The organism is Luteimonas sp. 22616, from assembly GCF_052044325.1.
Taxonomy (GTDB): domain Bacteria; phylum Pseudomonadota; class Gammaproteobacteria; order Xanthomonadales; family Xanthomonadaceae; genus Luteimonas.
Genome location: NZ_JBQEMW010000001.1, coordinates 1009773 through 1031808 on the forward strand (window position 1 = coordinate 1009773; position 22036 = coordinate 1031808).

General features: G+C 63.8%; 35 protein-coding genes, 2 tRNA genes and 2 pseudogenes. 28 read left to right on the top strand and 11 right to left on the bottom strand.

The genetic code is table 11. The features are described from left to right. Positions 1–26: 26 nt before the first annotated feature. From ppsR to ACTJIL_RS04705, 3 genes are all read left to right on the top strand, one after another. A complete protein-coding gene (ppsR, locus tag ACTJIL_RS04695) occupies positions 27–848 on the top strand; it encodes a posphoenolpyruvate synthetase regulatory kinase/phosphorylase PpsR (RefSeq protein WP_440754420.1) in 822 nt (273 codons plus the stop codon). Between the two features lie 125 nt (positions 849–973). Then, positions 974–1462, top strand: coding sequence for a DUF1249 domain-containing protein (locus ACTJIL_RS04700; RefSeq protein WP_440754421.1), 489 nt, complete (start codon positions 974–976; stop codon positions 1460–1462). A 107-nt stretch (positions 1463–1569) separates the two neighbouring features. Continuing rightward, on the top strand, positions 1570–1752 hold the full coding sequence (locus ACTJIL_RS04705) for a hypothetical protein (RefSeq protein WP_440754422.1): 183 nt from the start codon (positions 1570–1572) through the stop codon (positions 1750–1752). Between the two features lie 111 nt (positions 1753–1863). Here the strand turns inward: ACTJIL_RS04705 and ACTJIL_RS04710 are convergent, their stop codons facing one another. The 7 genes from ACTJIL_RS04710 to ACTJIL_RS04740 all read right to left on the bottom strand — a co-directional run bounded on the left by ACTJIL_RS04710 (position 1864) and on the right by ACTJIL_RS04740 (position 6435). Then, on the bottom strand, positions 1864–2109 hold the full coding sequence (locus tag ACTJIL_RS04710) for a hypothetical protein (protein ID WP_440754423.1): 246 nt from the start codon (positions 2107–2109) through the stop codon (positions 1864–1866). Positions 2110–2315: 206 nt separating this feature from the next. Beyond that, positions 2316–2391, bottom strand: a tRNA-Glu gene (locus ACTJIL_RS04715). Positions 2392–2435: 44 nt separating this feature from the next. After that, positions 2436–2511, bottom strand: a tRNA-Ala gene (locus ACTJIL_RS04720). Positions 2512–2533: 22 nt separating this feature from the next. Beyond that, positions 2534–4936 (bottom strand): heavy metal translocating P-type ATPase, encoded by a 2403-nt coding sequence (locus tag ACTJIL_RS04725; RefSeq protein ID WP_440754424.1) that lies wholly within the window; start codon positions 4934–4936, stop codon positions 2534–2536. Next, entirely contained in the window at positions 4933–5367 is a 435-nt protein-coding gene (locus ACTJIL_RS04730) for a MerR family transcriptional regulator (protein ID WP_440754425.1), read from the bottom strand. Before ACTJIL_RS04730 ends, ACTJIL_RS04725 begins: the two co-directional genes overlap by 4 nt. A 359-nt stretch (positions 5368–5726) precedes the next feature. Further along, positions 5727–5960 (bottom strand): DUF3653 domain-containing protein, encoded by a 234-nt coding sequence (locus ACTJIL_RS04735; protein WP_440754426.1) that lies wholly within the window; start codon positions 5958–5960, stop codon positions 5727–5729. A 100-nt stretch (positions 5961–6060) separates the two neighbouring features. Then, complete coding sequence (locus ACTJIL_RS04740) at positions 6061–6435, bottom strand: DUF3693 domain-containing protein (protein WP_440754427.1); 375 nt, start codon at positions 6433–6435, stop codon at positions 6061–6063. 140 nt (positions 6436–6575) lie between these two features. Here ACTJIL_RS04740 and ACTJIL_RS04745 point away from each other — a divergent pair, with 140 nt between their 5' ends. From ACTJIL_RS04745 to ACTJIL_RS04800, 12 genes and pseudogenes are all read left to right on the top strand, one after another. Beyond that, a complete protein-coding gene (locus tag ACTJIL_RS04745) occupies positions 6576–6767 on the top strand; it encodes a hypothetical protein (protein WP_440754428.1) in 192 nt (63 codons plus the stop codon). Positions 6768–6928: 161 nt separating this feature from the next. After that, positions 6929–7144, top strand: a complete 216-nt coding sequence (locus ACTJIL_RS04750; protein ID WP_440754429.1) for a hypothetical protein — start codon at positions 6929–6931, stop codon at positions 7142–7144. Further along, a complete protein-coding gene (locus ACTJIL_RS04755; RefSeq protein ID WP_440754430.1) occupies positions 7137–7271 on the top strand; it encodes a hypothetical protein in 135 nt (44 codons plus the stop codon). Before ACTJIL_RS04750 ends, ACTJIL_RS04755 begins: the two co-directional genes overlap by 8 nt. Positions 7272–7369: 98 nt before the next feature. After that, a pseudogene (locus ACTJIL_RS04760) lies at positions 7370–8116 on the top strand (rolling circle replication-associated protein); the annotation flags it as partial. Continuing rightward, complete coding sequence (locus tag ACTJIL_RS04765; RefSeq protein ID WP_440754431.1) at positions 8113–8388, top strand: single-stranded DNA-binding protein; 276 nt, start codon at positions 8113–8115, stop codon at positions 8386–8388. The pseudogene ACTJIL_RS04760 and the gene ACTJIL_RS04765, both read left to right, overlap by 4 nt. Positions 8389–8391: 3 nt before the next feature. Next, a complete protein-coding gene (locus tag ACTJIL_RS04770; protein WP_440754432.1) occupies positions 8392–8598 on the top strand; it encodes a hypothetical protein in 207 nt (68 codons plus the stop codon). A gap of 10 nt (positions 8599–8608) precedes the next feature. After that, on the top strand, positions 8609–8839 hold the full coding sequence (locus tag ACTJIL_RS04775; RefSeq protein WP_440754433.1) for a major capsid protein: 231 nt from the start codon (positions 8609–8611) through the stop codon (positions 8837–8839). A gap of 124 nt (positions 8840–8963) precedes the next feature. Beyond that, the gene (locus ACTJIL_RS04780) at positions 8964–10547 is read left to right on the top strand and encodes a hypothetical protein (RefSeq protein WP_440754434.1); all 1584 of its coding nucleotides are present in this window, start codon (positions 8964–8966) and stop codon (positions 10545–10547) included. Beyond that, positions 10547–10873, top strand: a complete 327-nt coding sequence (locus ACTJIL_RS04785) for a DUF2523 family protein (protein ID WP_440754435.1) — start codon at positions 10547–10549, stop codon at positions 10871–10873. Before ACTJIL_RS04780 ends, ACTJIL_RS04785 begins: the two co-directional genes overlap by 1 nt. 1 nt (position 10874) lies before the next feature. Continuing rightward, positions 10875–12119 carry a zonular occludens toxin domain-containing protein gene (locus ACTJIL_RS04790; protein WP_440754436.1) on the top strand — a complete coding sequence of 415 codons (1245 nt, stop codon included), beginning with the start codon at positions 10875–10877 and terminating at the stop codon, positions 12117–12119. Then, positions 12116–12775, top strand: coding sequence for a TraX family protein (locus tag ACTJIL_RS04795; protein ID WP_440754437.1), 660 nt, complete (start codon positions 12116–12118; stop codon positions 12773–12775). The genes ACTJIL_RS04790 and ACTJIL_RS04795 overlap by 4 nt, the downstream gene beginning before the upstream one ends. 150 nt (positions 12776–12925) lie before the next feature. Next, positions 12926–13150: a hypothetical protein gene (locus ACTJIL_RS04800; RefSeq protein ID WP_440754438.1), complete on the top strand. Its 225-nt coding sequence runs from the start codon at positions 12926–12928 to the stop codon at positions 13148–13150. Here ACTJIL_RS04800 and ACTJIL_RS04805 read toward each other — a convergent pair. Then, a complete protein-coding gene (locus tag ACTJIL_RS04805; protein WP_440754439.1) occupies positions 13147–13452 on the bottom strand; it encodes a DUF3653 domain-containing protein in 306 nt (101 codons plus the stop codon). The two genes, ACTJIL_RS04800 and ACTJIL_RS04805, sit on opposite strands and share 4 nt — an antisense overlap. A 12-nt stretch (positions 13453–13464) precedes the next feature. Beyond that, the gene (locus tag ACTJIL_RS04810) at positions 13465–13908 is read right to left on the bottom strand and encodes a helix-turn-helix domain-containing protein (protein WP_440754440.1); all 444 of its coding nucleotides are present in this window, start codon (positions 13906–13908) and stop codon (positions 13465–13467) included. A 140-nt stretch (positions 13909–14048) separates the two neighbouring features. Here ACTJIL_RS04810 and ACTJIL_RS04815 point away from each other — a divergent pair, with 140 nt between their 5' ends. From ACTJIL_RS04815 to ACTJIL_RS04870, 12 genes and pseudogenes are all read left to right on the top strand, one after another. After that, positions 14049–14240 carry a hypothetical protein gene (locus ACTJIL_RS04815; RefSeq protein WP_440754428.1) on the top strand — a complete coding sequence of 64 codons (192 nt, stop codon included), beginning with the start codon at positions 14049–14051 and terminating at the stop codon, positions 14238–14240. A gap of 161 nt (positions 14241–14401) precedes the next feature. Beyond that, positions 14402–14617, top strand: coding sequence for a hypothetical protein (locus tag ACTJIL_RS04820; protein WP_440754429.1), 216 nt, complete (start codon positions 14402–14404; stop codon positions 14615–14617). After that, positions 14610–14744, top strand: a complete 135-nt coding sequence (locus tag ACTJIL_RS04825) for a hypothetical protein (protein WP_440754430.1) — start codon at positions 14610–14612, stop codon at positions 14742–14744. Before ACTJIL_RS04820 ends, ACTJIL_RS04825 begins: the two co-directional genes overlap by 8 nt. 98 nt (positions 14745–14842) lie before the next feature. Further along, positions 14843–15589 (top strand): annotated as a pseudogene (locus tag ACTJIL_RS04830) (rolling circle replication-associated protein); the annotation flags it as partial. Next, positions 15586–15861 carry a single-stranded DNA-binding protein gene (locus ACTJIL_RS04835; protein WP_440754431.1) on the top strand — a complete coding sequence of 92 codons (276 nt, stop codon included), beginning with the start codon at positions 15586–15588 and terminating at the stop codon, positions 15859–15861. The pseudogene ACTJIL_RS04830 and the gene ACTJIL_RS04835, both read left to right, overlap by 4 nt. A gap of 3 nt (positions 15862–15864) precedes the next feature. Then, positions 15865–16071 carry a hypothetical protein gene (locus ACTJIL_RS04840; RefSeq protein ID WP_440754432.1) on the top strand — a complete coding sequence of 69 codons (207 nt, stop codon included), beginning with the start codon at positions 15865–15867 and terminating at the stop codon, positions 16069–16071. 10 nt (positions 16072–16081) lie between these two features. Next, a complete protein-coding gene (locus ACTJIL_RS04845; protein WP_440754433.1) occupies positions 16082–16312 on the top strand; it encodes a major capsid protein in 231 nt (76 codons plus the stop codon). 124 nt (positions 16313–16436) lie between these two features. Beyond that, entirely contained in the window at positions 16437–18020 is a 1584-nt protein-coding gene (locus ACTJIL_RS04850; protein ID WP_440754434.1) for a hypothetical protein, read from the top strand. Continuing rightward, positions 18020–18346, top strand: a complete 327-nt coding sequence (locus ACTJIL_RS04855; RefSeq protein WP_440754435.1) for a DUF2523 family protein — start codon at positions 18020–18022, stop codon at positions 18344–18346. Before ACTJIL_RS04850 ends, ACTJIL_RS04855 begins: the two co-directional genes overlap by 1 nt. Position 18347: 1 nt before the next feature. Beyond that, the gene (locus tag ACTJIL_RS04860) at positions 18348–19592 is read left to right on the top strand and encodes a zonular occludens toxin domain-containing protein (protein WP_440754436.1); all 1245 of its coding nucleotides are present in this window, start codon (positions 18348–18350) and stop codon (positions 19590–19592) included. Beyond that, positions 19589–20248, top strand: coding sequence for a TraX family protein (locus tag ACTJIL_RS04865; RefSeq protein ID WP_440754437.1), 660 nt, complete (start codon positions 19589–19591; stop codon positions 20246–20248). Before ACTJIL_RS04860 ends, ACTJIL_RS04865 begins: the two co-directional genes overlap by 4 nt. A gap of 150 nt (positions 20249–20398) precedes the next feature. Next, positions 20399–20623, top strand: a complete 225-nt coding sequence (locus ACTJIL_RS04870) for a hypothetical protein (RefSeq protein WP_440754438.1) — start codon at positions 20399–20401, stop codon at positions 20621–20623. Here ACTJIL_RS04870 and ACTJIL_RS04875 read toward each other — a convergent pair. After that, complete coding sequence (locus ACTJIL_RS04875; protein WP_440754439.1) at positions 20620–20925, bottom strand: DUF3653 domain-containing protein; 306 nt, start codon at positions 20923–20925, stop codon at positions 20620–20622. The two genes, ACTJIL_RS04870 and ACTJIL_RS04875, sit on opposite strands and share 4 nt — an antisense overlap. Before the next feature lie 245 nt (positions 20926–21170). On the opposite strand from ACTJIL_RS04875, the gene ACTJIL_RS04880 reads away from it, so the two are divergent. After that, positions 21171–21458, top strand: coding sequence for a DUF3653 domain-containing protein (locus ACTJIL_RS04880; RefSeq protein ID WP_440754441.1), 288 nt, complete (start codon positions 21171–21173; stop codon positions 21456–21458). Positions 21459–21520: 62 nt separating this feature from the next. Here ACTJIL_RS04880 and ACTJIL_RS04885 read toward each other — a convergent pair whose 3' ends face one another. Next, positions 21521–21946, bottom strand: a complete 426-nt coding sequence (locus ACTJIL_RS04885) for a hypothetical protein (RefSeq protein WP_440754442.1) — start codon at positions 21944–21946, stop codon at positions 21521–21523. Between the last annotated feature and the right edge of the window lie 90 nt (positions 21947–22036).

Here is a 22036-nt window from a genome sequence, read left to right on the forward strand (position 1 = left end):
ACGCATTCACAGGAAAGCGTTTACACATGTCCGAAATACGCCCGGTCTTCTACGTTTCCGACGGCACCGGCATCACCGCCGAGACCATTGGCCACAGCCTGCTGACCCAGTTCGCCGACACCCGCTTCAGCACCGACCGCATCCCCTTCGTCGACAGCCCCGAGCGGGCGCGCGAGGCCGCCGGGCGGATCCGGGCGAAAGGGGAGGAGGTCGGCATCCGCCCGGTGGTGGTGAGTTCCTGCGTCGATCCGGAGCTGACCCGCCTGATCGGCGAAAGCGGCGCGCTGGTGCTGGACACGTTCGCGCCGTTCATCGAGCCGATGGAGCGCGAGCTGGGACAGCAGCGCAAGTCGCAGGTCGGGCAGGCGCACGGCATGGTCGACTTCGAGACCTACCACGCCCGCATCAACGCGATGAACTATGCGCTGACCCACGATGACGGCATCGCCATCAACTACGACGATGCCGACCTGATCCTGGTGGCGGTCTCGCGGGCTGGCAAGACGCCCACCTGCGTGTACCTGGCGCTGCACTACGGCGTGCGCGCGGCGAATTACCCGCTGACCGAGGAGGACCTCGAACACGACCGCCTGCCGCCGCGCCTGCGTCCGTACCGCAACAAGCTGTTCGCGCTGAGCATCGATCCCGCGCGCCTGCACCAGATCCGCGAGGAACGACGTCCGAACTCGCGCTACGCGCAACTGGACACCTGCAAGCGGGAGGTGGCGGCGGCCGAGAGCCTGTTCCGGGCAGAACGCATCCCGGTGCTGAGCACCACGCACAAGTCGATCGAGGAAATCGCCAGCACGGTGCTGACCACGCTCGGCATCCGCCGCGGGATGTTCTGAATCGCGCCGTAGCGCCAGGCCGATCGTGCTTCGATGAAACCGGCCGTGAAGAGCCTTCACGTTAGGCGCCGCGAACACTTCCGTCAATGCTGCCGCGGCGTCATTTCTGCGTGTAGCATCGGGCCATGTCCCGGGTCCCTGTCACCGATCGCACCGCACGCATTCCGAAGCTCAGCCGCTTCGGTTGGCTCATGGGCCTGTACGCGGAAAACTTCAATCGCCTGACGCGCCTGTTCGAGCCCGCCGACCTCGCACCGGGCCGCTATGTCTCGACGATCGGCGACGGCCTCGACCTGCGCCTGGAAGTCATCGAGCAGCACGCCTACACCACCGAACTGCGCCTGACCTACGGCCTGCAGGACCCCGTGACCGGCGAGCCGGATCCCTCGGCCTTCCTGCGCCTGTACCGCGATGCGCGCCAGGTGGAGGCCACGCACTGTTACGTGGGCCGGCGCTGGCAGGACGTGATCGGCATGTATCCGCCACCGGCGGAAGTGATCGGCCATCGCATGCGCATGAACACCTTCCTCGGCAAGTGGCTGCAGTACTTGGCCGAAGGCGGCCACGGCGTGGCCACGCTGCGCGCTGTCGCGGCCGAAACCGAAGCGGCCTGAGACGCGCGACGCATTTTTAATGCTTCGTTCACGGCCTTTACGCGCCGCAAACATCCGGCTGCTAGCATCGCCCTCCAACGCGCCTGAATGCGCATGAGGAGACACCGATGACCAAGCTCGACAAGCCGTTGCGGCGCGAAGTCCAGATCGGCGACAAGGCCTACACGCTCACCATCGATCCCGACGGCCTGAAGCTGGTCGAGAAGGGGCATCGCAAGGGTGTCGAAGTCAGCTGGGCCTCGCTGGCCAACAGCGAAGGCGAGGGCGCTGCGCACACGCCGTCGATGTAAGCGACGCACGCGCTGACCCGATGCTGCAAAAGGCCCGCCATTGGCGGGCCTTTTCGTTGCGGCGCGAAAGCGATCGTTACGTCGCGAAAAGCAATCCTGGCGTCGCGTCCGTCAGCGAAATCCGTCGCGCGATTTCTGCCCGCTCCAGCCATGCCGCGCAATCAGCACGCTGCCGCCGTTTGCAACACGAACCGCGACGCCCGTCGAGTCGCCGCGCGCCCGGTTCTGTTCGGCGGCAAGACGGCTGGCCACGCCGATCGCCTCGAGCTTGGTTGCACGAAGATCCAGCGCCTTGCCCTTCAGGCTGACGACCCAGCCGCGCAGGACAGGTTCCACCGTCAATACCGATCTGGCCATGCCGTTCTCCGCGTTGCTGCGAGCCTTGGTCTGCCAAGATCAACGCAAGCGGCCGCCACGGGCGGCCTGTCGGGCAGGGCAGGGTGGCCGGATCGATGCGTCTTTGTCGAGACGAAAACCCGGCGTTGCGCTCAACACGACACGAGGAAAGCGCACAGAAAACGACGAGGGCCGCCTTCCGGCAGCCCTCGTCGTCGAATCAAAAGTGGCGTCCCCACGGGGATTCGAACCCCGGTGTCCACCGTGAAAGGGTGGTGTCCTAGGCCTCTAGACGATGGGGACGCAGTGGAACTTGCAGCGATTCCAGACAGGCCATGTCCGGAATTTGGTGGAGCCAGGCGGGATCGAACCGCCGACCTCCTGCATGCCATGCAGGCGCTCTCCCAGCTGAGCTATGGCCCCACGGGCTGGAAAGCGCGAAATTCTAGCCAGCGGTTGCCGAACGCGCAAGCGCTGATTTCGATTTCGCCTTGTCGCGTTCACCCGCGGGCGTGGCCAATCGCAGCCGCAGCGCGTTGCCGACCACCGAAACCGAGCTCAGGCTCATCGCCGCCGCGGCCAGCATCGGCGACAGCAGCAGCCCGGTGAACGGGTACAACAGGCCGGCGGCGATCGGTATGCCCAGCGCGTTGTAGGCGAAGGCGAAACCCAGGTTCTGGCGCATGTTGCGCACGGTCGCGTCGGAGATTGCGCGTGCGCGGGCGATCCCGCCCAAGTCGCCCTTGACCAGGGTGACCTGGGCGCTGGACATGGCCACGTCGGTGCCGGTGCCCATGGCGATGCCGACGTCCGCTGCGGCCAGCGCCGGCGCGTCGTTGATGCCGTCGCCGGCCATCGCCACGCGGCGGCCTTCGGCCTGGAGCGTCCGGACCAGTTCCAGCTTGGCGGCGGGGCGGACTTCGCCGTGGACTTCGTCGATGCCCAGTTCGCGCGCCACGGCCTGCGCCGTGGCGGTGGCGTCGCCGGACGCCATGACGATGCGCAGGCCGGCGGCATGCAGCTGCCGGATGACCTCCACGGTGCCGGCCTTGAGCGGGTCCGCGACCGCGACCAGGCCGGCAAGGCGGCCGGCCACGCCCAGGTACATGGCGGTGGCGCCGCGCGTGCGCAGTTCGTCCGCTTGCTGCGCGAGCGCGGAGGGGTCGATGCCGTGCTCGGCCATCAGCGCGTCGTTGCCCAGCACGATCGCGTAGCCATCGACGCTGCCGCGCACGCCCGTCCCGGTCATCGATTCGAAATCCCGCGCCGGCGACAACGCCATTTCGCGGCGCCGCGCCTCGGCCACGATCGCCGCGGCCAGCGGGTGTTCGCTGCCGACATCGAGGCTGGCGGCCAGCCGCAGGACCTCGTCCTCGGTCCAGGGCGCGATGGCGAGCACTTCGCGGAAGGCGGGCCGACCCTCGGTGAGGGTGCCGGTCTTGTCGACCACCAGAGTGTCGACGCGGCGCAGCGTTTCCACCGCTTCGGCGTCGCGGAACAGCACCCCGGCCTGCGCGGCGCGGCCGGTGGCGACCATGATCGACATCGGCGTGGCCAGGCCCAGCGCGCAGGGGCAGGCGATGATCAGCACCGACACCGCGGCGAGGATGGCGTGCGTCCAGGACGGTTCCGGGCCGAACAGGCCCCAGCCGAGGAACGTTGCCACGGCGATGGCGAGCACGCCCAGCACGAACCAGTACGCGACCTTGTCCGCCATGCGCTGCATCGGTGCGCGCGAACGCTGCGCCTGCGCCACCAACTGCACGATCTGCGCCAGCACGCCGTCGCCGCCGGTCTTCTCCGCCCGCATCACCAGTGCACCGGTGCCGTTGAGGGTGGCGCCGATGACCCGGTCGCCGCCGGATTTTTCGACCGGCACGGGTTCGCCGGTGAGCATCGATTCGTCGACGTTGGAGCGGCCGTCGATGACCACGCCGTCCACCGGCACCTTCTCGCCGGGACGCACGCGCAGACGGTCGCCGACGTGGATCCGGGCGAGTTCGACGTCTTCTTCACCACCATCGTCGCGCAGGCGGCGGGCGGTTTTCGGCGCAAGCCCGAGCAGGGCCTTGAGAGCGGCCGAGGTCTGTGAGCGCGCCTTGAGTTCGAGCAACTGGCCGAGCAAGGTCAGCGAGACGATCATCGCCGCCGCCTCGAAGTAGACGCCGACCACGCCGTGGTCGCGGAACGAGGCCGGGAACAGATCGGGCGCCACCGTCGCCACCACGCTGTAGCCGAAGGCGGCGAGCACGCCGGTGCCGATCAGGGTCCACATGTTGGGGCTGCGGTTGCGGATCGACTGCGCCCAGCGCTGGAAGAACGGCCAGCCGGCCCAGAGCACCACGGGCGCGGACAGGGCGAGTTCGATCCACGGCTGCGTCGCCGGCGGCACCAGGGCGAACGCGTGCCCGGCCATTGCCAGCACCATCGTCGCCAGGCTCAGCGGCAGGGTCCACCAGAAACGCCGGCGGAAGTCGGTCAGCTCCGGGTTCTCGCCGTCGTCGAGCGACGGCAGCATCGGCTCCAGCGCCATGCCGCAGATCGGGCAGGTGCCGGGGCCGTCCTGCTCGATCTCGGGATCCATCGGGCAGAAGTAGCGCGTGCCCGGCGGCGGAGGCGGGGCGGGTTCGGCCAGTTCCGGATGCAGGTAGCGCGCCGGATCGGCGACGAATTTCGTCCTGCAGCCGGCGCTGCAGAAGTGGTAGTCGACGCCGTCGTGGGTGGCATGGTGCGGGGTGGTCGCCGGATCGATGGTCATCCCGCAGACGATGTCGATGGCCTTGCCGTCGGCGATCCCGGCCTGCGTGTTCCCGCAGCAGGTGTGCGCGGCGTGGTCGTGGGCGGTCATGCCTGCGGCCTCCGGGCGGACGCGCCGGCTGTGGCGGCGTCGCTGGTGGTCAGCGCAGCCATGATCGGGCAGGTGGCCAGCGGGCCGTGGCCGGGGCAGGCATCGACCAGGCCGCGCAGGGCATCGCGCATCCGCGCCAGTTCAGCGAGCCGCTCCTCGACGACTTGAAGTTTTCTGGAAGCTTTTTGCTTCATCTCATTCATATCATTGGATGAAGTTGAGCTTATGGCCATAAGTTCACCTATTTCCTCAAGTGTGAAACCGAGGGTCTTGGCGCGGCGGATGAAGTTCAGGCGGGTAACGTCGTCATGTGCGTATTGGCGGTAACCGCTGGCACTGCGTGCCGGCTCCGGGATCAGGTGCTGGCGTTCGTAGTAGCGGACGGTGTCGATGGGCACGCCGGCCTGGCGCGCGAGCTGGCCGATATTCATGGCGATCTCCTGGGGCAGGGCGCCATCTTAAACCTTTGACCTTGGTCAAAGATCAAGGGTTTGGCGCGATCGCCCGGGAGGACGCGGAACCGGAAGCGGACGCTGGCGACCCGGGCGTTGTTGCCGGCATCGTGGCTCGCGGCCTCAACCTGGTCGGTGGTACCGCCGAAGCGGTCGGCTGCAGATTGGCGCGCGCCTCGGGTTCGCTGATTGTTCTGGGTCGGCTATCTGGAAGGATCGAGCGTCGATGGAGCTTCATTCAAGGCTCCATCACATGGTGTACGACGCCTGTAAGCCTTGGGCGCTTCCGACGAATCGTTCTTGCGCGGGAATGACCGGCGAAGATCTCAGCATCGTCTTCAAGTCTTGCGGCGCAAGCGTTTTTTGACGCGCTCCGTCCACAGGAAGCCCGCCAGCCGGTGCGGGCTGATCCGGTCGCCATCGGGCGACACCAAGTCTTTTCCTGCCATCCGCCAGCCGGCCCACGGGCCGTGCAGTTCGTGCTTGTTGTAGACGACGCGCTCGTAGTGCTGGTCGGGATGCTCAGTCTTGCACTGGAAACACGTCGTGGTTTTGGGCTTGCGTGCGCGCATGGATCCCCCTGATCCGTGGCGGCGGGAGCTCAAGCCGCAAGCGTGTGGCGGGAGGGTGGACCTAGGGGAAAAGTTTCGGATTGCCCGCCATGCCACCCGATCAGTTATTTCGCATAATGTATACGTTAGGTGCGCGATCACTCGTCATCGAGCTGTTTTCTAGGGGTTTTGCGTGTCCTTGAAGCGAGAGGGATAGCGCGAAAAAAACGAGTGCCGCTGTCGATGCCAGCTTGCGCCACACCGCCTTTTCTTCGCGGCTGACAGCGCGCTCTTCTCCGACAACACCCAGCACGTGTGCCAGCGGCAGGCCGCTAAGTCCGGCAATCGTCGCGCACTGCACAGGGTCGGGCAGGCGGTGCCCGTTGCGATAGCTCGAAAGCGCTTGCTTCGAAATGCCTAGGCGTTTTGCTAGCTCTCCGTCAGTCCTCGCCCCGCATACTTCTTTGCACTTGTCAAGCAATTTATTTATGTTCATGAAGTCCTCGGGGTGTTGACTATGTGTCCTCGCCCAGCGTACAACTACGCCCGTCCTCGGGGCGAGTACCCAAGGATTGCCCCCAGCCCGGTTCCCCTGCCGGCCGGGGGCTTTCAAGGGGCAGGGGAGGGGAGTCCTTCATGCGACGCGTCATCGAAGCGGCCGGCGACGCCGCACAGGAACGGTTCGAAGAAGCCAGCTGTCGCGCAGCTGCATACCTTGCGGGCGATACCCGCGACCTGTTCGACACCGCGAACGAAGAAGCCGTTTTCTGGCGTGGCGTGATGCTTTCGTGTGACCGTGCCTTGGTCGAGGAAATCGCCCGTGGCTGACCGAATCACGCAAGTGACGATGTTTCGGAGCGCGGAATTAGCGCGGGCTGCGTGCGATTTCTACGTCGAAGATGGTGTGGAAATTTCGGGGCAGGGCGCGTACCTGCTGACGGAATTGGACACGGGCACGGGTCAGGTTCGCAGGCAGCTTTGTAGCAGCCGTGACGCTGCTGCCGCGCTTTCGGCGGTGTGGGATGCGTGACGGCTACTGGATCGAAGTCGCCACCGTCAACGGCTGGCGACCTGTCGGCTTCTACGGCATCAACGAACCTGCGGCCATCGACTCGGCCCGCTGGTATGCGCGCCTTTGTCGCAAGCGTCATCAGTACCGCGTGTGTCTCCGCACTGGTGGCCTGCTGGCGGTGATTCATGGCTAATCCCATCGAGTGGCTGCGCAACTCGCATTGGGCTGTGCAGCTGCTGGTGATCTATGTGGCGTGTCCGGTGCTTGTCGGCGCGCTGCTCGGCCTGTTGTTGCGGATGCTGCGCTGGTGGCTCGCGTGAGCGCTGTCAGCCTCCCGCTTTCCGCTGCGGCTTCGGCCGCGTCCGCACGTGCGTCCGGCGCTCTGGCCGCGTGCCTCCCGTTCTCTTCGAAGGCCGGCCGCGAAGCGGCTGGCCTTGGGCTTGTCCCTTCTTCAACAAGTGACACGCGGTCGGTGAATCGCGTGTCGATCGAGCTTGATCAAAATCGAATCCGAGCCATGCGGCTGCGGAAATCAGTCATTACGGGAGCGCGGTTGCATGACCAAGAAGCGCGGCAAGGGTCGGCGCGTGGCGCGTGGTACATGCTCACCACGACCTACGCAGAGGGAAGTGACGCAAGCCCTCGTGATATTAGCGAGCTGGTTAAGCGAATCCGGGGCTACTTCAATCGCCTTGCAAGACGAAAGGGGATGGGGGGTGCGCGCTTCCGTTATCTGTGGGTCGGGGAACTCACCAAGCGACTCCGGCCCCATTACCACCTCCTGATTTGGATTCCTCGGGGCTTCTTTCTGCCGAAGGCGGATCGTCAGGGGTGGTGGTCGCACGGCTCGACCAAGATCGAGAAGGCCCGCAACGCTGTGGGCTATCTCGCCAAGTACGCAAGCAAGTTCTGCGCGGCCACGGCTGAAGCCTTTCCGAAGGGCTTTCGCACGCACGCGGTCGGCGGCTTGGGCGATGAATCCCGGCGTGAGTTGCGCTGGTGGAAAGCACCGAAGGATGCGCGCGATGCCCTGGGTGTCGATGCGGACATTCGCAAAGTTCCCGGCGGTTACGCCGACAAGCACACCGGCGCCTTCTGGCCCTCGCCGTGGCGTGTGTTCTTCGAAAAGGGCCGAGTAATCGCATGGAAATTGGAGTCTCTATGAACTGCATCGTCATCAAGTCGGGCACGGCAACGCCGCGCATCATGAAGCGCAAGGACGGCACGCAAGTGGTGTTCAAGGAACAGAGCGCGGCCATCGAGAAGGGCGAGGATTTCCCCGTCCCGTTCACCATCAACCTTGGCGACGATCAGCCGCCATACCCGCCGGGTCGCTATTCGCTCGACGTGTCGTCGCTGGAAGTGGGCGACTTCAAGTCGTTGAAGGTCGGTCGTCGTGTCTACCTGACGCCGGCACCTGCTCCGGCTTCGAAGTAAGTCATGGCCGCGCCACTCGTCCTTGCATGTGACGTCGCCGATTACAACGCGACAACGTACGAGTGCGCGGCCCCTTATTTCACCGAACAAACGACAGTCTTGCCAGCGCTGTCGATTGAGGACGCGCAGTTGATCGGGGCGGCTGTTGCCTACCTGCTCGCCATCGCGTTCGTGTTCCGCCTGCTGCGCAAATTCCTACAACAGTCCTAGGAGGACAAACATGTTCCAGAAGATTAAGGCCCGTTTCGCGGGCAAGGCTCCGGCGCTGGCCGGCGTGGGTACCGCCCTGGCCGTCACCGGTTCGGCGTTCGCCAGTGCGCCCGCCGTCGACGTTTCCGCGGTGGTCACCGCCATCGAAGCGGCCGGCACGCCCATCGCGGCCATCGGTGCTGCGGTGCTGATCGTGATGGTCGGCATCAAGGTCTACAAGTGGGTGCGCCGCGCGATGTAACAACCGGCGTGAGCCGGGTCACGTCGGGGCTTCGGCCCCGGCATTTCTTCAAGGGGTAGGGCATGGGTTGGGTGTATCTCTGTGCGTTCGTCCTGGCACTCGTCATCCTCCTGGGTGGCGACTGATGCGCTGGTTGCTTCGCGTCGCCGCGTCGGCCGCCGTGCGCCGTCTGGTGTACCTGGCTATCGCTGCGTTGATCGGTTTGCTTGCGATGTGCGGCAAGGCCCAAGCGCAGTACGTCGATTGTTTTACTAACGCAACATCCGGAAACTGCGAGACGAGGCAGGATGCTTATGGGGCGTCACAAGGTGCAGCGGAATCTTTCAGGTTGGGGACGGGTAATCCTTCGGCGTTCTCGGTTGTGTTTGTTTTTGATCAGCGTCCTAGCCCGCCTTCGGGTTCTGTTCGTTATGCTGTGCAACGAATATCGGACGGCGCGACGCTTCAGACGTACACGCGCTCTTACGTTGCGGGTTGCCCGGTGGGTAAGCAGTGGGATGAAGGTAGTCACAGCTGTCTCGATACACGGTGTGCAGATTCTGAAGTGGTAGTTACTAGTGCAGGCGCGCGTGGCACGCTTCAATGTCAGTTTGCAACGGGTGTTACTGGTGACCCGGTGCGTTGTGAATACATCGCGCAAACGATTGCGCCTGGACAACCGAATAGCGGCTACGTTGGTTTGGTGCCAACGGGTGCGACGTGCGATTTAACTGACCCGTGCCCATCGGGCGGGGCTGCTTATGATCAAGGCGTTGGCACGTTCGACCAGCATGTCTGCTACCCGAAAAAGGAGTGTGCGGCAGGTGTGCCCGTCGATCCGGTCACAGGAAATTGCACCACGCCGGACACGTGCCCGGAAGGCAAAGAAAAGGGGCCGGACGGCGCGTGTCGTGAAGTAGCGAACGATTGCCCTGGCTTCGGTACGGTGAAGGGGCCGGACGGGTCCTGCGTCGATGATCCGAATATCTGCAAGCCCGGCACCGCGAAGGGTGGGGACGGTACGTGTAAGCCGGACACTGACGGCGACGGAGTGCCCGATGAGGACGATGGCACGCACAAGGCAACGGACGCGGTGAGTTGCGTGTCGCCGCCTGTTTGCTCCGGTGACGAAATCATGTGCTTGCACGCCAAGCAATTGTGGCGGATCGACTGCAACACGCGAAAGAACGCGAACGTGGTTCTGGATCAGTACTGCAATGCGCCGCCCGTCTGCGAAAAAGTCGCTTTGGGCGATGACAACCGCACGACCGGCTGTAGCGCGGCGGAAGAAGCGGGCTTGTACTTGCAGTGGCGGCAGGTCTGCGAAACCGAAAAGTCGAATGAGATTCTTGAGCGCATCGCCGAGAACGGAAAGACCGGTGGGTCGAGTTGCGGCCCCGGCACGATGGACACCGATTGCAACGGTCAGCCGGACTGGACGCAGAACCCGGCCGATGGTCTCGGGCAAGCGGGTTTGAGTGATCCCGGAGAAGCCGCCACGCCTGCTGACGTGGTCGTGGAAGGCGACGCCATCGGTACAGGTGGGTTGAACGTGACTGGCTTCGGCTACGGCAGCACGTGCCCGACCATTCCCGATGTAACGATCAACGGGCAGACGTTGCATTTCGATACTTCGGTGTTCTGTAACTGGCTGCGCCTGGGTGGGCAATTCGTGCTGATTGCGGCCGCGTTGCTGTCGCTTAGCATCATGACGAGGGGGCAAGGGTAATGCCTGCAATTCTTGCTGCGCTTTTCACTGGCCTGCGGTGGTTGATCCTGTCGAAGCTGGGCCTGTTCTTGGCAACTGCGCTTCTCTGGCTCGGGATCAATTTCGGCACGATGAAGCTTGTCTTGCAACCGACGCTCGACCTGTTGACGAACTTTGCCAGCGGTGGCGGCACGGGCGGCGGCGAGTACTGGATCATCGCGCGCCAGTGGGCGGGCGTTCTGAATTTCGACAAGGCGTTGACGATGGTCATCAGCGCCTACGTAACGCAGCGCACGCTGATGGCGGGGCGACTGTTCATGTTTAAGCGCGGCATAGGGGCCGGCTGATATGCCTATCGAGTCTTACACCGGCCTACCGGGCCACGGCAAAACATCGCTAATGATGGAGCGCCTCATGAAAGAGGCGGCGAAAGAGAACCCGCGTCCGCTGTGGGCGGCTGGTATCGACGGCCTCGAACCTGGGCTTGCGAACGTGCTGGCCGATCCGCGTCAGTGGAACGCGGTCCGCGAGGGCGAGGTGTGCCATTGCCACGACACCGAGAACAGCGCGGCGTGCGATTCGCACGTCATCCCGAACGGTTCGCTGATCTTCATCGACGAAGCATGGAAGTGGTTCGGTCATTTGCACAACGCAACCCGGCAAGGTACGCCGGATCATGTGCTGCAGCTGGCCGAGCATCGCCATCGCGGAATCGACTTCGTGTGGACGTACCAGATGCCGGCGCAGATTTACCCGTTCGCCCGGTCGCTGTGCGCCACGCATTACCACACGGTGCGACGTTTCGGCTCGCAAGTCATCGATGTGTTTCAGTGGGAGGAGTTGAACGAGGAGGTCAAGAGCCAGGCGAAGCGAGAGTCTGCGCAGCGCGTGACCCGTGCGCTCCCGAAAACCGTTCGCGGCAAGTACAAGAGCGCCGAAGAACACACGATCAAGACGCGCATCCCGCTCAAGGTCATTCTGCTGCCGGTGATGCTGGTGGCCGCTGCCGGCCTGTTGTATTTCGCTATCGGCTTCCTTCGGCCCGACGCCTTCGCTTCCCGCATGACGGGGAAAGGCCCGAACGCGGCGCAAGCCGCGTCGGGCCAATCCGCCACGCGCGGTGCAGGGGGTGGGGGCCTTCCTTCCGGTGAGCCGCTTTCACCGTTCGACTATGCCAAGCAACACCTGCCGCGATTCCCGTCGATGCCTTGGACGGCGCCGGTCTACGACAGTCGCCAAGTGATTGCCGATCCGGAGGTGTATTGCATGGCGTCGGGCGCTGGCATCGACGCGCTCGGCCGGCACGCGCCGGCATCGTGCAGCTGCGTCACGGAGCAGGGCACGCGCTACGCGATGGCGGAATCGGAGTGCCGCACGCTGGCGAAGAACGGGCCGGTCTACAACCCGTATGGCACCCGGCGCAACGCGCCGTCGATGCAGGCCGAGTTTTCGCCCGGTCCGCAACCGGCATCGGCGTCGGGTCCTGGTGGCGTGGGGGTAGGGCAGGACACGTTCAGGGCACAACAGGCGCGCTACGGCCAGATGCGGCGCGCACCGATCCCGGCCGACTACGAAGGGAGCAATATTTTGTGAACGCGCAAGCGCAAGCGGCACCGCTCCGGCTGACCTACGACAATGCCGAGGCGCTTAAGTGGCTCGCGTTCGCGGCGATGCTGGTCGATCACGCGAACAAGGTCTTTGCGGACGGTGCCTGGGCGTGGGCGGTGCCGGTGGGGCGCGTGGCGTTCCCGGTGTTCGCGTTCTTGATCGGCCGGCATCTGCTGTCGGAGCGCTTGCTGGTGCGGCTGCTCGCGGTCGGTGCCGTTGCCGCGGTGCCGTACATGCTCGCGCTGACGCCGGGAAGCCCGCTGCCGCTCAATATCCTGTTCTCGTTTGCATTCGCCGCCGGCGTTGCGCGTCTCTGGACAGATGGCCGGCGCAACTATGCCGGCGTGCTGTTCGTGCTAGCGGTGATGGTCTGCGACTACACGTTGCCGGGGATGCTGCTGATTCTGTCGTGCTGGGCGTGGTGGCAGGAGCGCACGCGCGCGACCTGGGCGATGCTGGCGTCATCGTTGCTCATGGTCTGCCTGCTCAACGGCAATCTCTTTGCGCTGCTGGCGGTGCCGATGGTGCTGCTGGCTGCGGCGTGCGACTGGCGGGTGCCGCGCGTCCGTCATTTCTTCTGGATCGCGTACCCGGTGCACCTGGTCGTGTTGGCAGCGCTGGCGTTCGCTTTTCGGGTGTAGGGCAGCGCCCTACGGAGACGCTTGTTCGGGGTCGTGTGAAAAAAGCGGAGAGGATCCTCTCCATGTTTCGCGATCCGTTCCCGGTCGGAACCTTCCCCCTGCAAACCGCTTTTGTGGCCTGTAGGCTGTCGCTATTTCAGGGGAAAGCGTATGCGCCGCGAAGAACCGAAGTTCAATCCTGATGCCGTCGCAGATATCGATCTGGAACGGCCGTTGCGGCGCTCACATCGAGCCGAGCGTTCTGCCGGTATCGACTGGCGGCTGGTGTGGTCTGTCGTCCTGGCCTTGTCGATTTTCAAGCTGATCGAAGTCGTTTTTGCCGTGGTTTTCGCCGGCATGGCGCTTTCGACGCTGTCGCGCTCGCTGGGCGGCTAGGCGCTGCCGACGAATCTTTCCCGTGCTGGGATGATGGCAGCTGCGTTTCGCTCCAGGACTTTAGTTTGTGGGGCAGACCGCCGCAGCTTTCGCTTGGCATGTTCTGTCCATAGGAACCCGCGCAGCCGGTGCGGGCTGATCCGGTCGCCATCGGGTGACACTAGGTCTTTTCCTGCCATCCGCCAGCCGGCCCACGGGCCGTGCAGTTCGTGCTTGTTGTGGACGACGCGCTCGTAGTGCTGTTCGGGATGCTCGGCCTTGCAGCGGAAGCATGTGGTCGTTTTGGGGGTTCGATTTCGCATGGCGGCCGGAGCTTAAGCCGTGAGTGTGTAGCGGTGGGGCCGGCCTAGGAAAAATTCTCGGATGCGCCGTAGGAGCCTGCCTACTGCATTTCGCATAATGTATACGTTAGGTGCGCGATCACTCGTCATCGAGCTGTTTTCTAGGGGTTTTGCGTGTCCTTGAAGCGAGAGGGATAGCGCGAAAAAAACGAGTGCCGCTGTCGATGCCAGCTTGCGCCACACCGCCTTTTCTTCGCGGCTGACAGCGCGCTCTTCTCCGACAACACCCAGCACGTGTGCCAGCGGCAGGCCGCTAAGTCCGGCAATCGTCGCGCACTGCACAGGGTCGGGCAGGCGGTGCCCGTTGCGATAGCTCGAAAGCGCTTGCTTCGAAATGCCTAGGCGTTTTGCTAGCTCTCCGTCAGTCCTCGCCCCGCATACTTCTTTGCACTTGTCAAGCAATTTATTTATGTTCATGAAGTCCTCGGGGTGTTGACTATGTGTCCTCGCCCAGCGTACAACTACGCCCGTCCTCGGGGCGAGTACCCAAGGATTGCCCCCAGCCCGGTTCCCCTGCCGGCCGGGGGCTTTCAAGGGGCAGGGGAGGGGAGTCCTTCATGCGACGCGTCATCGAAGCGGCCGGCGACGCCGCACAGGAACGGTTCGAAGAAGCCAGCTGTCGCGCAGCTGCATACCTTGCGGGCGATACCCGCGACCTGTTCGACACCGCGAACGAAGAAGCCGTTTTCTGGCGTGGCGTGATGCTTTCGTGTGACCGTGCCTTGGTCGAGGAAATCGCCCGTGGCTGACCGAATCACGCAAGTGACGATGTTTCGGAGCGCGGAATTAGCGCGGGCTGCGTGCGATTTCTACGTCGAAGATGGTGTGGAAATTTCGGGGCAGGGCGCGTACCTGCTGACGGAATTGGACACGGGCACGGGTCAGGTTCGCAGGCAGCTTTGTAGCAGCCGTGACGCTGCTGCCGCGCTTTCGGCGGTGTGGGATGCGTGACGGCTACTGGATCGAAGTCGCCACCGTCAACGGCTGGCGACCTGTCGGCTTCTACGGCATCAACGAACCTGCGGCCATCGACTCGGCCCGCTGGTATGCGCGCCTTTGTCGCAAGCGTCATCAGTACCGCGTGTGTCTCCGCACTGGTGGCCTGCTGGCGGTGATTCATGGCTAATCCCATCGAGTGGCTGCGCAACTCGCATTGGGCTGTGCAGCTGCTGGTGATCTATGTGGCGTGTCCGGTGCTTGTCGGCGCGCTGCTCGGCCTGTTGTTGCGGATGCTGCGCTGGTGGCTCGCGTGAGCGCTGTCAGCCTCCCGCTTTCCGCTGCGGCTTCGGCCGCGTCCGCACGTGCGTCCGGCGCTCTGGCCGCGTGCCTCCCGTTCTCTTCGAAGGCCGGCCGCGAAGCGGCTGGCCTTGGGCTTGTCCCTTCTTCAACAAGTGACACGCGGTCGGTGAATCGCGTGTCGATCGAGCTTGATCAAAATCGAATCCGAGCCATGCGGCTGCGGAAATCAGTCATTACGGGAGCGCGGTTGCATGACCAAGAAGCGCGGCAAGGGTCGGCGCGTGGCGCGTGGTACATGCTCACCACGACCTACGCAGAGGGAAGTGACGCAAGCCCTCGTGATATTAGCGAGCTGGTTAAGCGAATCCGGGGCTACTTCAATCGCCTTGCAAGACGAAAGGGGATGGGGGGTGCGCGCTTCCGTTATCTGTGGGTCGGGGAACTCACCAAGCGACTCCGGCCCCATTACCACCTCCTGATTTGGATTCCTCGGGGCTTCTTTCTGCCGAAGGCGGATCGTCAGGGGTGGTGGTCGCACGGCTCGACCAAGATCGAGAAGGCCCGCAACGCTGTGGGCTATCTCGCCAAGTACGCAAGCAAGTTCTGCGCGGCCACGGCTGAAGCCTTTCCGAAGGGCTTTCGCACGCACGCGGTCGGCGGCTTGGGCGATGAATCCCGGCGTGAGTTGCGCTGGTGGAAAGCACCGAAGGATGCGCGCGATGCCCTGGGTGTCGATGCGGACATTCGCAAAGTTCCCGGCGGTTACGCCGACAAGCACACCGGCGCCTTCTGGCCCTCGCCGTGGCGTGTGTTCTTCGAAAAGGGCCGAGTAATCGCATGGAAATTGGAGTCTCTATGAACTGCATCGTCATCAAGTCGGGCACGGCAACGCCGCGCATCATGAAGCGCAAGGACGGCACGCAAGTGGTGTTCAAGGAACAGAGCGCGGCCATCGAGAAGGGCGAGGATTTCCCCGTCCCGTTCACCATCAACCTTGGCGACGATCAGCCGCCATACCCGCCGGGTCGCTATTCGCTCGACGTGTCGTCGCTGGAAGTGGGCGACTTCAAGTCGTTGAAGGTCGGTCGTCGTGTCTACCTGACGCCGGCACCTGCTCCGGCTTCGAAGTAAGTCATGGCCGCGCCACTCGTCCTTGCATGTGACGTCGCCGATTACAACGCGACAACGTACGAGTGCGCGGCCCCTTATTTCACCGAACAAACGACAGTCTTGCCAGCGCTGTCGATTGAGGACGCGCAGTTGATCGGGGCGGCTGTTGCCTACCTGCTCGCCATCGCGTTCGTGTTCCGCCTGCTGCGCAAATTCCTACAACAGTCCTAGGAGGACAAACATGTTCCAGAAGATTAAGGCCCGTTTCGCGGGCAAGGCTCCGGCGCTGGCCGGCGTGGGTACCGCCCTGGCCGTCACCGGTTCGGCGTTCGCCAGTGCGCCCGCCGTCGACGTTTCCGCGGTGGTCACCGCCATCGAAGCGGCCGGCACGCCCATCGCGGCCATCGGTGCTGCGGTGCTGATCGTGATGGTCGGCATCAAGGTCTACAAGTGGGTGCGCCGCGCGATGTAACAACCGGCGTGAGCCGGGTCACGTCGGGGCTTCGGCCCCGGCATTTCTTCAAGGGGTAGGGCATGGGTTGGGTGTATCTCTGTGCGTTCGTCCTGGCACTCGTCATCCTCCTGGGTGGCGACTGATGCGCTGGTTGCTTCGCGTCGCCGCGTCGGCCGCCGTGCGCCGTCTGGTGTACCTGGCTATCGCTGCGTTGATCGGTTTGCTTGCGATGTGCGGCAAGGCCCAAGCGCAGTACGTCGATTGTTTTACTAACGCAACATCCGGAAACTGCGAGACGAGGCAGGATGCTTATGGGGCGTCACAAGGTGCAGCGGAATCTTTCAGGTTGGGGACGGGTAATCCTTCGGCGTTCTCGGTTGTGTTTGTTTTTGATCAGCGTCCTAGCCCGCCTTCGGGTTCTGTTCGTTATGCTGTGCAACGAATATCGGACGGCGCGACGCTTCAGACGTACACGCGCTCTTACGTTGCGGGTTGCCCGGTGGGTAAGCAGTGGGATGAAGGTAGTCACAGCTGTCTCGATACACGGTGTGCAGATTCTGAAGTGGTAGTTACTAGTGCAGGCGCGCGTGGCACGCTTCAATGTCAGTTTGCAACGGGTGTTACTGGTGACCCGGTGCGTTGTGAATACATCGCGCAAACGATTGCGCCTGGACAACCGAATAGCGGCTACGTTGGTTTGGTGCCAACGGGTGCGACGTGCGATTTAACTGACCCGTGCCCATCGGGCGGGGCTGCTTATGATCAAGGCGTTGGCACGTTCGACCAGCATGTCTGCTACCCGAAAAAGGAGTGTGCGGCAGGTGTGCCCGTCGATCCGGTCACAGGAAATTGCACCACGCCGGACACGTGCCCGGAAGGCAAAGAAAAGGGGCCGGACGGCGCGTGTCGTGAAGTAGCGAACGATTGCCCTGGCTTCGGTACGGTGAAGGGGCCGGACGGGTCCTGCGTCGATGATCCGAATATCTGCAAGCCCGGCACCGCGAAGGGTGGGGACGGTACGTGTAAGCCGGACACTGACGGCGACGGAGTGCCCGATGAGGACGATGGCACGCACAAGGCAACGGACGCGGTGAGTTGCGTGTCGCCGCCTGTTTGCTCCGGTGACGAAATCATGTGCTTGCACGCCAAGCAATTGTGGCGGATCGACTGCAACACGCGAAAGAACGCGAACGTGGTTCTGGATCAGTACTGCAATGCGCCGCCCGTCTGCGAAAAAGTCGCTTTGGGCGATGACAACCGCACGACCGGCTGTAGCGCGGCGGAAGAAGCGGGCTTGTACTTGCAGTGGCGGCAGGTCTGCGAAACCGAAAAGTCGAATGAGATTCTTGAGCGCATCGCCGAGAACGGAAAGACCGGTGGGTCGAGTTGCGGCCCCGGCACGATGGACACCGATTGCAACGGTCAGCCGGACTGGACGCAGAACCCGGCCGATGGTCTCGGGCAAGCGGGTTTGAGTGATCCCGGAGAAGCCGCCACGCCTGCTGACGTGGTCGTGGAAGGCGACGCCATCGGTACAGGTGGGTTGAACGTGACTGGCTTCGGCTACGGCAGCACGTGCCCGACCATTCCCGATGTAACGATCAACGGGCAGACGTTGCATTTCGATACTTCGGTGTTCTGTAACTGGCTGCGCCTGGGTGGGCAATTCGTGCTGATTGCGGCCGCGTTGCTGTCGCTTAGCATCATGACGAGGGGGCAAGGGTAATGCCTGCAATTCTTGCTGCGCTTTTCACTGGCCTGCGGTGGTTGATCCTGTCGAAGCTGGGCCTGTTCTTGGCAACTGCGCTTCTCTGGCTCGGGATCAATTTCGGCACGATGAAGCTTGTCTTGCAACCGACGCTCGACCTGTTGACGAACTTTGCCAGCGGTGGCGGCACGGGCGGCGGCGAGTACTGGATCATCGCGCGCCAGTGGGCGGGCGTTCTGAATTTCGACAAGGCGTTGACGATGGTCATCAGCGCCTACGTAACGCAGCGCACGCTGATGGCGGGGCGACTGTTCATGTTTAAGCGCGGCATAGGGGCCGGCTGATATGCCTATCGAGTCTTACACCGGCCTACCGGGCCACGGCAAAACATCGCTAATGATGGAGCGCCTCATGAAAGAGGCGGCGAAAGAGAACCCGCGTCCGCTGTGGGCGGCTGGTATCGACGGCCTCGAACCTGGGCTTGCGAACGTGCTGGCCGATCCGCGTCAGTGGAACGCGGTCCGCGAGGGCGAGGTGTGCCATTGCCACGACACCGAGAACAGCGCGGCGTGCGATTCGCACGTCATCCCGAACGGTTCGCTGATCTTCATCGACGAAGCATGGAAGTGGTTCGGTCATTTGCACAACGCAACCCGGCAAGGTACGCCGGATCATGTGCTGCAGCTGGCCGAGCATCGCCATCGCGGAATCGACTTCGTGTGGACGTACCAGATGCCGGCGCAGATTTACCCGTTCGCCCGGTCGCTGTGCGCCACGCATTACCACACGGTGCGACGTTTCGGCTCGCAAGTCATCGATGTGTTTCAGTGGGAGGAGTTGAACGAGGAGGTCAAGAGCCAGGCGAAGCGAGAGTCTGCGCAGCGCGTGACCCGTGCGCTCCCGAAAACCGTTCGCGGCAAGTACAAGAGCGCCGAAGAACACACGATCAAGACGCGCATCCCGCTCAAGGTCATTCTGCTGCCGGTGATGCTGGTGGCCGCTGCCGGCCTGTTGTATTTCGCTATCGGCTTCCTTCGGCCCGACGCCTTCGCTTCCCGCATGACGGGGAAAGGCCCGAACGCGGCGCAAGCCGCGTCGGGCCAATCCGCCACGCGCGGTGCAGGGGGTGGGGGCCTTCCTTCCGGTGAGCCGCTTTCACCGTTCGACTATGCCAAGCAACACCTGCCGCGATTCCCGTCGATGCCTTGGACGGCGCCGGTCTACGACAGTCGCCAAGTGATTGCCGATCCGGAGGTGTATTGCATGGCGTCGGGCGCTGGCATCGACGCGCTCGGCCGGCACGCGCCGGCATCGTGCAGCTGCGTCACGGAGCAGGGCACGCGCTACGCGATGGCGGAATCGGAGTGCCGCACGCTGGCGAAGAACGGGCCGGTCTACAACCCGTATGGCACCCGGCGCAACGCGCCGTCGATGCAGGCCGAGTTTTCGCCCGGTCCGCAACCGGCATCGGCGTCGGGTCCTGGTGGCGTGGGGGTAGGGCAGGACACGTTCAGGGCACAACAGGCGCGCTACGGCCAGATGCGGCGCGCACCGATCCCGGCCGACTACGAAGGGAGCAATATTTTGTGAACGCGCAAGCGCAAGCGGCACCGCTCCGGCTGACCTACGACAATGCCGAGGCGCTTAAGTGGCTCGCGTTCGCGGCGATGCTGGTCGATCACGCGAACAAGGTCTTTGCGGACGGTGCCTGGGCGTGGGCGGTGCCGGTGGGGCGCGTGGCGTTCCCGGTGTTCGCGTTCTTGATCGGCCGGCATCTGCTGTCGGAGCGCTTGCTGGTGCGGCTGCTCGCGGTCGGTGCCGTTGCCGCGGTGCCGTACATGCTCGCGCTGACGCCGGGAAGCCCGCTGCCGCTCAATATCCTGTTCTCGTTTGCATTCGCCGCCGGCGTTGCGCGTCTCTGGACAGATGGCCGGCGCAACTATGCCGGCGTGCTGTTCGTGCTAGCGGTGATGGTCTGCGACTACACGTTGCCGGGGATGCTGCTGATTCTGTCGTGCTGGGCGTGGTGGCAGGAGCGCACGCGCGCGACCTGGGCGATGCTGGCGTCATCGTTGCTCATGGTCTGCCTGCTCAACGGCAATCTCTTTGCGCTGCTGGCGGTGCCGATGGTGCTGCTGGCTGCGGCGTGCGACTGGCGGGTGCCGCGCGTCCGTCATTTCTTCTGGATCGCGTACCCGGTGCACCTGGTCGTGTTGGCAGCGCTGGCGTTCGCTTTTCGGGTGTAGGGCAGCGCCCTACGGAGACGCTTGTTCGGGGTCGTGTGAAAAAAGCGGAGAGGATCCTCTCCATGTTTCGCGATCCGTTCCCGGTCGGAACCTTCCCCCTGCAAACCGCTTTTGTGGCCTGTAGGCTGTCGCTATTTCAGGGGAAAGCGTATGCGCCGCGAAGAACCGAAGTTCAATCCTGATGCCGTCGCAGATATCGATCTGGAACGGCCGTTGCGGCGCTCACATCGAGCCGAGCGTTCTGCCGGTATCGACTGGCGGCTGGTGTGGTCTGTCGTCCTGGCCTTGTCGATTTTCAAGCTGATCGAAGTCGTTTTTGCCGTGGTTTTCGCCGGCATGGCGCTTTCGACGCTGTCGCGCTCGCTGGGCGGCTAGGCGCTGCCGACGAATCTTTCCCGTGCTGGGATGATGGCAGCTGCGTTTCGCTCCAGGACTTTAGTTTGTGGGGCAGACCGCCGCAGCTTTCGCTTGGCATGTTCTGTCCATAGGAACCCGCGCAGCCGGTGCGGGCTGATCCGGTCGCCATCGGGTGACACTAGGTCTTTTCCTGCCATCCGCCAGCCGGCCCACGGGCCGTGCAGTTCGTGCTTGTTGTGGACGACGCGCTCGTAGTGCTGTTCGGGATGCTCGGCCTTGCAGCGGAAGCATGTGGTCGTTTTGGGGGTTCGATTTCGCATGGCGGCCGGAGCTTAAGCCGTGAGTGTGTAGCGGTGGGGCCGGCCTAGGAAAAATTCTCGGATGCGCCGTAGGAGCCTGCCTACTGCATTTCGCATAATGTATATTATGTCAAATAAAGTATGCGCAGTGACCGAAGAACCGGCCGGCCCTCCCGATTGGCGTCAACGCCCCCACCAGCCCTGCCACAAAGTGGATGACGAGAAATCCTGTCCAGGCGGAAACCTGGCAACCCGGAGGAAAGTCCATGCAAGGGAATCGCACCGTTGTCTGTCTGCATTGGCATGTCGAGCATCCGGAGGCCCACCACGAGCGCGTTGTGCACAATCGCACGCCGTTGTTCGGGCCGTGGGCCGGTTGGCGGATGGCCGGCCGCGACCTGGTGTCACCCGATGGCGACCGGATCACGGCGCGTCGCCTCATTGGCATCCTCTGGGCCGAACGGTCGCGCCGGCGGATCCTGAAGACATTGCCTCGGCAACGGCCGTCGGTGGTGGTCCTCCCGGCGCGTGAATCGTTCACGGACATCGCCTGACAACGACGGTCCCGGGCGGGAGCGGCGCCGACCGGTTCGCAACCGGCTTTCCGGGCCATGGGCTACTTGCAGGCGTCGTAGACCCGGTGGTTCCAGCGGGAAAGCTGCTCCATGGTGACCTTGATTCCGCGCCGACGCTGGAAGTCGTCGCGGGCGCGTTTTTCGCGGGTGCACGGGTCGACGGCCTGCTTGCGGCGTTTCGAGCGGAGGCGCGTCGACTTTCGTTTCGCGTGGGCCCGGCGTGGGTGCTGAGACTGCGTGGCGCGCGGAGGCCTGCTTTCGCTTGCGGTCGCTGGTTGATGGTCCCGGGAGGCCGACGCGGTGTCGGCTTCCATTTCACGCACGGCAACCAGCGTTTCGCCCGGCAGGCAGGTGCCGCTGCGGTAGGCAGTGGTGCCGCCCTGCCCGGTGCACTGGTGCAGGGTCTGCGACTGCGCGCAGAAGCAGGCGCCCAGCAGGCAAAGCAGCAACAGAACGGGCTTTCGCATCGTGACCTTCCCTGGTCGTGTTCCGACAGGGACACAGGATCGGTGGATCCGGGGGCTGGGACAAGCCGGATTGGCCGCGTTGTCGGGTCA

What these genes read in the sequence shown, in the direction of transcription:
- ACTJIL_RS04860 (WP_440754436.1), top strand. Translation starts at nt 18,348, where the DNA reads ATGCCTATCGAGTCTTACACCGGCCTACCGGGCCACGGCAAAACATCG.
- ACTJIL_RS04875 (WP_440754439.1), bottom strand. Translation starts at nt 20,925, where the DNA reads ATGCGAAATCGAACCCCCAAAACGACCACATGCTTCCGCTGCAAGGCC.
- ACTJIL_RS04755 (WP_440754430.1), top strand. Translation starts at nt 7,137, where the DNA reads ATGGCTAATCCCATCGAGTGGCTGCGCAACTCGCATTGGGCTGTGCAG.
- ACTJIL_RS04775 (WP_440754433.1), top strand. Translation starts at nt 8,609, where the DNA reads ATGTTCCAGAAGATTAAGGCCCGTTTCGCGGGCAAGGCTCCGGCGCTG.
- ACTJIL_RS04855 (WP_440754435.1), top strand. Translation starts at nt 18,020, where the DNA reads ATGCCTGCAATTCTTGCTGCGCTTTTCACTGGCCTGCGGTGGTTGATC.
- ACTJIL_RS04800 (WP_440754438.1), top strand. Translation starts at nt 12,926, where the DNA reads ATGCGCCGCGAAGAACCGAAGTTCAATCCTGATGCCGTCGCAGATATC.
- ACTJIL_RS04815 (WP_440754428.1), top strand. Translation starts at nt 14,049, where the DNA reads ATGCGACGCGTCATCGAAGCGGCCGGCGACGCCGCACAGGAACGGTTC.
- ACTJIL_RS04835 (WP_440754431.1), top strand. Translation starts at nt 15,586, where the DNA reads ATGAACTGCATCGTCATCAAGTCGGGCACGGCAACGCCGCGCATCATG.
- ACTJIL_RS04730 (WP_440754425.1), bottom strand. Translation starts at nt 5,367, where the DNA reads ATGAATATCGGCCAGCTCGCGCGCCAGGCCGGCGTGCCCATCGACACC.
- ACTJIL_RS04845 (WP_440754433.1), top strand. Translation starts at nt 16,082, where the DNA reads ATGTTCCAGAAGATTAAGGCCCGTTTCGCGGGCAAGGCTCCGGCGCTG.
- ppsR (WP_440754420.1), top strand. Translation starts at nt 27, where the DNA reads ATGTCCGAAATACGCCCGGTCTTCTACGTTTCCGACGGCACCGGCATC.
- ACTJIL_RS04870 (WP_440754438.1), top strand. Translation starts at nt 20,399, where the DNA reads ATGCGCCGCGAAGAACCGAAGTTCAATCCTGATGCCGTCGCAGATATC.
- ACTJIL_RS04725 (WP_440754424.1), bottom strand. Translation starts at nt 4,936, where the DNA reads ATGACCGCCCACGACCACGCCGCGCACACCTGCTGCGGGAACACGCAG.
- ACTJIL_RS04710 (WP_440754423.1), bottom strand. Translation starts at nt 2,109, where the DNA reads ATGGCCAGATCGGTATTGACGGTGGAACCTGTCCTGCGCGGCTGGGTC.
- ACTJIL_RS04745 (WP_440754428.1), top strand. Translation starts at nt 6,576, where the DNA reads ATGCGACGCGTCATCGAAGCGGCCGGCGACGCCGCACAGGAACGGTTC.
- ACTJIL_RS04840 (WP_440754432.1), top strand. Translation starts at nt 15,865, where the DNA reads ATGGCCGCGCCACTCGTCCTTGCATGTGACGTCGCCGATTACAACGCG.
- ACTJIL_RS04810 (WP_440754440.1), bottom strand. Translation starts at nt 13,908, where the DNA reads ATGAACATAAATAAATTGCTTGACAAGTGCAAAGAAGTATGCGGGGCG.
- ACTJIL_RS04740 (WP_440754427.1), bottom strand. Translation starts at nt 6,435, where the DNA reads ATGAACATAAATAAATTGCTTGACAAGTGCAAAGAAGTATGCGGGGCG.
- ACTJIL_RS04825 (WP_440754430.1), top strand. Translation starts at nt 14,610, where the DNA reads ATGGCTAATCCCATCGAGTGGCTGCGCAACTCGCATTGGGCTGTGCAG.
- ACTJIL_RS04765 (WP_440754431.1), top strand. Translation starts at nt 8,113, where the DNA reads ATGAACTGCATCGTCATCAAGTCGGGCACGGCAACGCCGCGCATCATG.
- ACTJIL_RS04805 (WP_440754439.1), bottom strand. Translation starts at nt 13,452, where the DNA reads ATGCGAAATCGAACCCCCAAAACGACCACATGCTTCCGCTGCAAGGCC.
- ACTJIL_RS04885 (WP_440754442.1), bottom strand. Translation starts at nt 21,946, where the DNA reads ATGCGAAAGCCCGTTCTGTTGCTGCTTTGCCTGCTGGGCGCCTGCTTC.
- ACTJIL_RS04770 (WP_440754432.1), top strand. Translation starts at nt 8,392, where the DNA reads ATGGCCGCGCCACTCGTCCTTGCATGTGACGTCGCCGATTACAACGCG.
- ACTJIL_RS04735 (WP_440754426.1), bottom strand. Translation starts at nt 5,960, where the DNA reads ATGCGCGCACGCAAGCCCAAAACCACGACGTGTTTCCAGTGCAAGACT.
- ACTJIL_RS04850 (WP_440754434.1), top strand. Translation starts at nt 16,437, where the DNA reads ATGCGCTGGTTGCTTCGCGTCGCCGCGTCGGCCGCCGTGCGCCGTCTG.
- ACTJIL_RS04785 (WP_440754435.1), top strand. Translation starts at nt 10,547, where the DNA reads ATGCCTGCAATTCTTGCTGCGCTTTTCACTGGCCTGCGGTGGTTGATC.
- ACTJIL_RS04705 (WP_440754422.1), top strand. Translation starts at nt 1,570, where the DNA reads ATGACCAAGCTCGACAAGCCGTTGCGGCGCGAAGTCCAGATCGGCGAC.
- ACTJIL_RS04880 (WP_440754441.1), top strand. Translation starts at nt 21,171, where the DNA reads ATGCAAGGGAATCGCACCGTTGTCTGTCTGCATTGGCATGTCGAGCAT.
- ACTJIL_RS04700 (WP_440754421.1), top strand. Translation starts at nt 974, where the DNA reads ATGTCCCGGGTCCCTGTCACCGATCGCACCGCACGCATTCCGAAGCTC.
- ACTJIL_RS04780 (WP_440754434.1), top strand. Translation starts at nt 8,964, where the DNA reads ATGCGCTGGTTGCTTCGCGTCGCCGCGTCGGCCGCCGTGCGCCGTCTG.
- ACTJIL_RS04790 (WP_440754436.1), top strand. Translation starts at nt 10,875, where the DNA reads ATGCCTATCGAGTCTTACACCGGCCTACCGGGCCACGGCAAAACATCG.